Origin of the sequence: Aeromicrobium sp. Leaf272, from assembly GCF_001422865.1 — a bacterium.
Taxonomy (GTDB): domain Bacteria; phylum Actinomycetota; class Actinomycetes; order Propionibacteriales; family Nocardioidaceae; genus Aeromicrobium.
In genome coordinates, this window is the sequence record NZ_LMMY01000011.1 from 171947 (window position 1) to 178642 (window position 6696).

Here is a 6696-nt window from a genome sequence, read left to right on the forward strand (position 1 = left end):
AGCGCCATCCAGGTGCTGGACGATCTGTCGCATCTCTCGCTGCATGGCCAAGAGCGTACGAGAAGACCGCAGGATCGACCATCGGTTCGTCCCATCCTGGCTCCCGACGACCTCCGCGAGCTGGCGCACGTCGCGCCCGACCACGTGGCCGAGGTGGCCGGCGCTCTCCACGACGGGGGCTCCGTACCGCGCGGGGCCGTCCGCGGCACGCCAGCGCTCCGTCGTGTCGAGCAGCCGGTCGAGCCAGGCGGGGGTGGGACCGTCCTCCAGGCTGGCGTCCCGCCAGCGGGCGAGGCGTCGGGCGTCGACGAGCTGCACCAGCAGGAGCACCAGCAGCACGGTCAGCGTGCGTCCCCACGCAGGTGGCAGCAGCGCCTCGGTGAAGGCCATCGGCCCCGGCAGGTCGACGCCGACGCCGAAGGCGTTGAGCGCGGCGTGCCGCACGACGAAGAGCCACCACACGAGCACCGGGAGCGCGACCCCGGCGGCGAGCAGCGCCGCCCTCCGCCAGCCGATGTCGCGCCGTGCCCGACGCACCAGCGCGATGCCCAGCCCCACCGCTGCACCCGTGATGCCGGTGGCGGCGTGGTGGCCGGGGTAGGCCACCGCCCCGTCGTAGGCCAGCTGCAGCCCGGAGACCCCGAACGACAGGAAGCTGTCGGGGACGCCGCCACCCTCGAGACCGATGCTCGCGACCCGTCGGATGAACTCCTCGACCGCCGTGAAGGCCGCGCCGCTCGCCAGGGCGACGAGCACCCAGTCGGCCACCGAGAAGCGGTGCACCCGTCCTGGGGCGAAGACCGCGATGAGCAGCAGGGGCGCCAGCTTCAGCGCCTCCTCGCCGATCGACGCGATGCCCACCGCCGGACCTGCGGCCTCCGCGCCCCTGGCCGAGACGGAAGAGGCCAGCGAACCCAGACCGACGCTCGCGACGAAGGACCAGCCGAGCGCGACCGTGAAGATCCACCAGTACGTCGACCAGGCGATGGTCTTGGTGCGCAGCAGCACGAAGCCCAGCAGCGCCAGCCAGGCTCCGCCCAGCCACGCACCGAGTCCCGCGCGCAGGACCGGCGAGACGCTGACCGTCACGACGAGCACGGCGAAGGCGACGAACAAGGCGGTGCGGACCACCCCGTCGAGGGTCCGTGCCGTCCCGACGTGACCCTCGCGCCACCGCTCACGCGCGTCGGCGAGACGCTCCCACCACTCCGCACCCCACAGGCGGTCCGAGTCGGGTCCGTCCATCTCGGCGTCGCTCACGGCCACCCCTCCCCCGGGTCCCGGACGGCGTCCAGGCGTCGTCGACGCATCGTCGGAGCGTCATCGTAGCGACCACCCCGAGGCGCCGTACACGAACGAAAGTCCAACTTCGGATATGCTGCCCTGGGCACGCCCGCCTCCAGGGGTGTGGCGCGATGCCCGGACGGACGTCCCGGAGCCCTCGAGAAGCGCCGGGGCGTCCGATTCCTCCTCGTCGGACGCGCTCCTTCCGCCGCGGTCGCCATGCGGCATCACCCACCCGCTCCTAGCGTGGGTGGTGCCCCTGCTCCCCCGACGCGAGGACGTGTCGTGCCTGACTCCCCCACCGCCCTGCCGCCGCACGTCGTCGTGCTCTTCGGCGCCACCGGCGATCTCGCCCGTCGCAAGCTGTTCCCCGGCCTGTACCGCCTGGCCGCGGCCGGCCGCCTCCCCGCCGACTACCGGGTGATCGGGTCAGGACGGCACGAGCCCGACGGCGACTTCGCCCAGCAGGTGCTCGACGGTCTGCGCGACACGGTCGACGAGCTCGACGCCGACGTCGCCGACGCGTTCGTCTCCCGCGTGACGTTCCAGACGTCGGACGCCGACGACGGCAGCGCCCTGGCGGCTGCGGTGCGCGATGCCGAGTCCGAGCTGGGCGACGACGCCCGTCGCCTGGTCTACCTGTCGGTGCCACCCGCCGCGATGGAGCCGATGATCCGCATGCTGGGCGCCGAGGGCATCGCCGACGACGCCCGCATCGTCGTGGAGAAGCCGTTCGGCACCGACCTGGAGTCGTCGCGCTCGCTGCAGGCCACGCTCGACGACGTCGCCGGCGAGGACGCCGTGTTCCGCATCGACCACTTCCTGGGCAAGGAGGCGGTGCAGAACGTGCTGGCGCTGCGGTTCGCCAACGGGCTGCTCGAGCCGTCGTGGAACGCCGAGCACGTGTGCGCCGTGCAGATCGACGTGCCCGAGGAGCTGACCATCGAAGGCCGGGGCGCGTTCTACGAGGCCACCGGTGCACTGCGCGACATGGTCTCCACGCACCTGTCGCAGGTCCTCGGCTTCCTGGCCATGGAGCGGCCCGACGGCATCGACGCCGACCACCTGCGCGACGCGAAGGCCGCCGTGTTCGAGGCGGTGCAGCCGCTGGCCCCCGACGACGTGGTGCGCGGGCAGTACGAGGGCTACACCGACGAGGACGGGGTCGACGCCGACTCCACGACGGAGACCTTCGTGGCCGTGCGCGTGCACGTGGACACCGACCGCTGGCGCGGTGTCCCGTTCCTGCTGCGCACCGGCAAGGCCATGGCGGCGACCCGCCGGACGGTGACGCTGTTCTTCCGCGCACCCGAGCCGTTGTTCGAGTCGCGCGAGGACGGCGACGACCGTCTCGTCCTCGAGCTGGGCGAGGTGCCCGAGGTGACGGCGAGCCTCAACGTGAAGCGCCCCGGGCCGACGTTCGAGCTCGAGCGTGCCGCCGCCACCCTCACGCTGCCCGACGCCGAGGACGAGGACGAAGAGCACCGGCCGCTCGAGGCGTACGAGCGCCTGCTGCTCGACGTGATGCAGGGCGACCAGATGCTGTTCACCCGGGGCGACGAGGTCGACCGGCTCTGGCAGGTCATCACGCCCGTGCTGGAGGACCCGCCACCGGTGCAGACGTACGCCCAGGGGTCCTGGGGACCCCAGGCGGCACTCGATCTCGCGGGCGAGCGCGGCTGGCACCTGCGGTGACTCGCCCGACCACGCCACCGCTGCCGATCGCGGACCACGGACTGATCGGCGACCTGCGGACCGCCGCACTGGTGGGCACCGACGGCACGATCGACTGGTTCTGCCCGGGCCGTTTCGACGCACCGAGCGTCTTCGCGTCGGTGCTCGACGCCGACAAGGGAGGGTCGTGGGAGCTCAGCCCCGTCGACGGCTCGGTGCGCTCCCAGCAGTTCTACTTCCCCGACACCGCCATCCTCGCCACGCGCTTCCTCACCGAGGAGGGCGTCGTGGAGGTGCACGACTTCATGCCGGTGCTGAAGGCCGAGGACGCCGACCACCGCCAACGACTCGTGCGGCGTGTCACCGCGGTGCGCGGCCGGTCGGTCGTGCGCTCTCGCGTGGCGGCACGACCGCACTACGCACGGCAGGACCCCGAGGTCGAGGAGGTCGACGGCGGCATCGTCGTGTCGGCTCCGGCGCTCGGCGACGATCCCGCCGTCCGGCTCGGGATCAGCTCCACGGTGGCGCTCGAGGTCGACGGGCTCGACGTCGTCGCCGAGGTGACGCTCGACGAGGGCGAGCACGCACTGTTCGTGCTCGAGGTCCTCGACGCCGGCAAGGACCCGACGGGAACCACCGACGGGCAGCCGTCGGCGTTCCAGACGTGCGGCGTCGAGGACACGTCGGCGCTCTTCGTGGCGACGTCGGCGTTCTGGCGAGGATGGATCTCGCAGTCGACCTACAAGGGACGCTGGCGCGAGACCGTGCACCGGTCGGCGATCACGCTCAAGCTGCTCACGCACGAGCCGACCGGCGCCGTCGTCGCGGCGCCCACGACGAGCCTGCCGGAGACCATCGGCGGCTCCCGCAACTGGGACTACCGGTACGTGTGGATCCGCGACGCCGGGTTCAGCCTGTACGCGCTGCTCCGGCTCGGGTTCACCTCGGAGGCGAACGCGTTCACGCGCTGGTTGTCCGAGCGTCTGGGCGAGGAGCGCGACGACGCCGAGCGACTGGGACCCCTGCGGGTGCTCTACGACATCGACGGGTCGGCGCCGGTCGACGAGCACGCGCTCGACCACCTGGCCGGCTACGCCGACTCGCGCCCGGTGCGAGTGGGCAACGGCGCGGTCGACCAGCTGCAGCTCGACATCTACGGCGAGGTCATCGACGCGGTCTACCTGTTCGACAAGTACGGCCCCGGGATCAGCCACGACGCCTGGAACGACCTGCGCCGCGTGCTGGACTGGGTGATGGAGCACTGGGACTCACCCGACGCCGGCATGTGGGAGATCCGCGGCGACGTGCGGGCGCACACCACGAGCCGGCTCATGTGCTGGGTGGCGGTGGAGCGGATGATCCGCATGGCCCGCCAGCGAGGGCTGCCCGGTGACCTGTCGGCGTGGGCGCGGGTACGCGACGCGATCCACGACGAGATCCTGACGAACCACTGGGACGAGCACCACCGCACGTTCACCCTGGCCGAGGTCGACCCCGACGCGGACCAGGCCGACGCCCCCGTGCTCGACGCGGGCGTGCTGCTGATGCCGATGGTCAAGTTCTGCTCGCCGGTGGACCCGCGCTTCCTCTCCACGCTCGCCGCGATCGAGGACCAGCTGGTCGCCGACAGCCTGGTGTTCCGGTACGACGTGCACGCCGCGCCCGACGGCGTCGCCGACACCGACACCGACGGCGACGGCCTGCACGACGGCGAGGGCACGTTCAGCCTGTGCTCGTTCTGGTACGTGGAGGCCCTGACCCGGGCCGGACGGCACCGCGAGGCCGAGGTGGCGCTGGAGAAGATGTTCACCTACGCCAACCACCTGGGGCTGTACGCCGAGCAGATCGGCGCCACGGGTGACCAGCTGGGCAACTTCCCGCAGGCCTTCACGCACCTCTCGCTCATCAGTGCCGCGATCAACCTCGACCGCGCCCTCGGCTGACCCGCGCCAGTCCCTCCGTCTCGGACACGTCCGGGGCACTTTCGGGCTCCGGACACCCCGAGAAGTGTCCGAGACGGGGAGACGTTCGGGTCAGCGGCGGCGGGAGCGCAGGGAGTCGGACAGGATGCCGACGAGCGCCTCGAGCTGGACGTCGGTCGCCTCGACCTCCGTGTCCTCACCGTCGAGGGCACGCGCGGCGAGCCCGGCCTTGCTGTCGATGAGCTCGACGATGCGGCTGTCGATCGTCTGCGAGGCGATGATGCGCCACGCCGTGACGGGCTCGCTCTGCCCGATCCGGTGCACGCGGTCGATGGCCTGCATCTGCTCGGCGTCGGTCCACGACAGCTCGGCCAGGACCACGTTCGACGCGACCTGCAGGTTGATGCCGACGCCGGCCGCGGTGAGCGAGCAGACGATGATCTGCGTGCCCGGGTCGTTCTGGAACGCGTCGATCGCCTTGGTGCGGGCCGCGGCGGTCTGGTCGCCCCGGATCGAGGTGTAGCCGATGCCACGCTCCTCGAACGCCTTCTGCGCGGCATCCATCACGTCGAGGTGCTTGGCGAAGAACACGACCTTGCCGACGCTGCGCGCCAGCTGAGCGGTGTAGTCGGCCGCGAGCCCGGCCTTGGCCTGGCCGATGCGACGCACCATGGAGAACACGTTCTCGCCCGTGGACTCGTTGGCCTCCTCGCGCTCCCAGGCGGCGACCTTGCGCACGAGGTCGAGGTCGAGGACCTCCGCGACCGGGTGGCCGGCCTCGATGCGAGCGGCGGCGGCGCGGTCGTAGCGGGCCACCAGACGGCGGGCCAGCTCGGCCTCGGCCGCACGGATGGACCGCCCGGCCTCGCCGTCGAGCTCGACGGGCATGTCGGCGATGCGACGGGCGGGGATGTCGGCGGCCACGTCGATCTTGCGGCGCCGCACGATCCCGAGGTCGATGACGGCTTGGCGCGCGGCAGGGAAGAAGCCGGCGTCGAGCGGGGTCAGACCGGTCTCGTCGAGCGCGTGCATGAGCTCGGGCATCGGCTTCTTCTCGTCGATCCAGCCGAGGAACTGCCAGATGGCGCGGAAGTCGTCGACGTCGTTGATGAGGGGGGTGCCGGTGAGCGCCATCATCAGCGGCCGCGAGGTGCGGCTGCGGATGCGGTCGGCGATCTTGAGCACGTGGCGCGAGCGCTGGGAGGACGTGTTCTTGATGAAGTGGGCCTCGTCGAGCACCATGCCCCGGAAGCCCAGGTCGCCGAGCCAGCCGGCGTGCCGGTCGAGGATCTCGTAGTTGACGACCACGATGTCGGCGAAGGCGTCGATGTCGTCGCCGTTGCCGTGCACCACGGTGACGGGGCGGTGCGGCGTCCATAGCCCGGCCTCGCGTGCCCAGTTGGCCTTGACCACGTTGGGGACGACGACGAGCAGCGGGAAGGCGCCCGCGGCCTGGGCCGCGAGCAGCGACTGGGCCGTCTTGCCCAGGCCCGGCTCGTCGGCCAGCAAGAAGGTGCGGTGACCGTCGGCCGCAGCAGCGACGAGCTCGGCCTGGTGGCGCATCAGCTCGGGGCCGCGCACGATGCCGGGGATCGGCTCGGGCAGCTCCATGCAGGCCGGGGCGCCGGCCGCGGCGCGCTCGAACGACGACAGCAGCGGGCCGAGGAGCTCCCACGTGGCCAGACGGCTGGGGCCGGTGCGCGGAGGCGGTTCGTCGGTGAAGTCGGGGGCCATGAAGGGGTTGGCCAGCTGGCGCGCGATGACGGAGCGGGGGACCACGGAGCGGTCGACGCGCACGGCTGCATCGGGGGTGGGC

General features: G+C 72.0%; 4 protein-coding genes. 2 read left to right on the forward strand and 2 right to left on the reverse strand.

All coding sequences use genetic code 11. The annotated features are described in order from the left end of the window. Positions 1-1260, reverse strand: a 1260-nt coding sequence (locus tag ASF38_RS17965) for a hypothetical protein (protein WP_200914454.1), incomplete at its 3' end; no start/stop codon positions are given. 309 nt (positions 1261-1569) lie between these two features. Here ASF38_RS17965 and zwf point away from each other — a divergent pair. Both zwf and ASF38_RS07950 read left to right on the forward strand, forming a co-directional pair. Further along, a complete protein-coding gene (gene zwf / locus ASF38_RS07945; RefSeq protein ID WP_055961508.1) occupies positions 1570-2979 on the forward strand; it encodes a glucose-6-phosphate dehydrogenase in 1410 nt (469 codons plus the stop codon). After that, positions 2976-4901 (forward strand): glycoside hydrolase family 15 protein, encoded by a 1926-nt coding sequence (locus tag ASF38_RS07950; RefSeq protein ID WP_056575013.1) that lies wholly within the window; start codon positions 2976-2978, stop codon positions 4899-4901. The genes zwf and ASF38_RS07950 overlap by 4 nt, the downstream gene beginning before the upstream one ends. Positions 4902-4991: 90 nt before the next feature. Here the strand turns inward: ASF38_RS07950 and ASF38_RS07955 are convergent. Then, positions 4992-6696: DEAD/DEAH box helicase (locus tag ASF38_RS07955; RefSeq protein ID WP_235497512.1), on the reverse strand; the 1705-nt coding region annotated here is incomplete at its 5' end.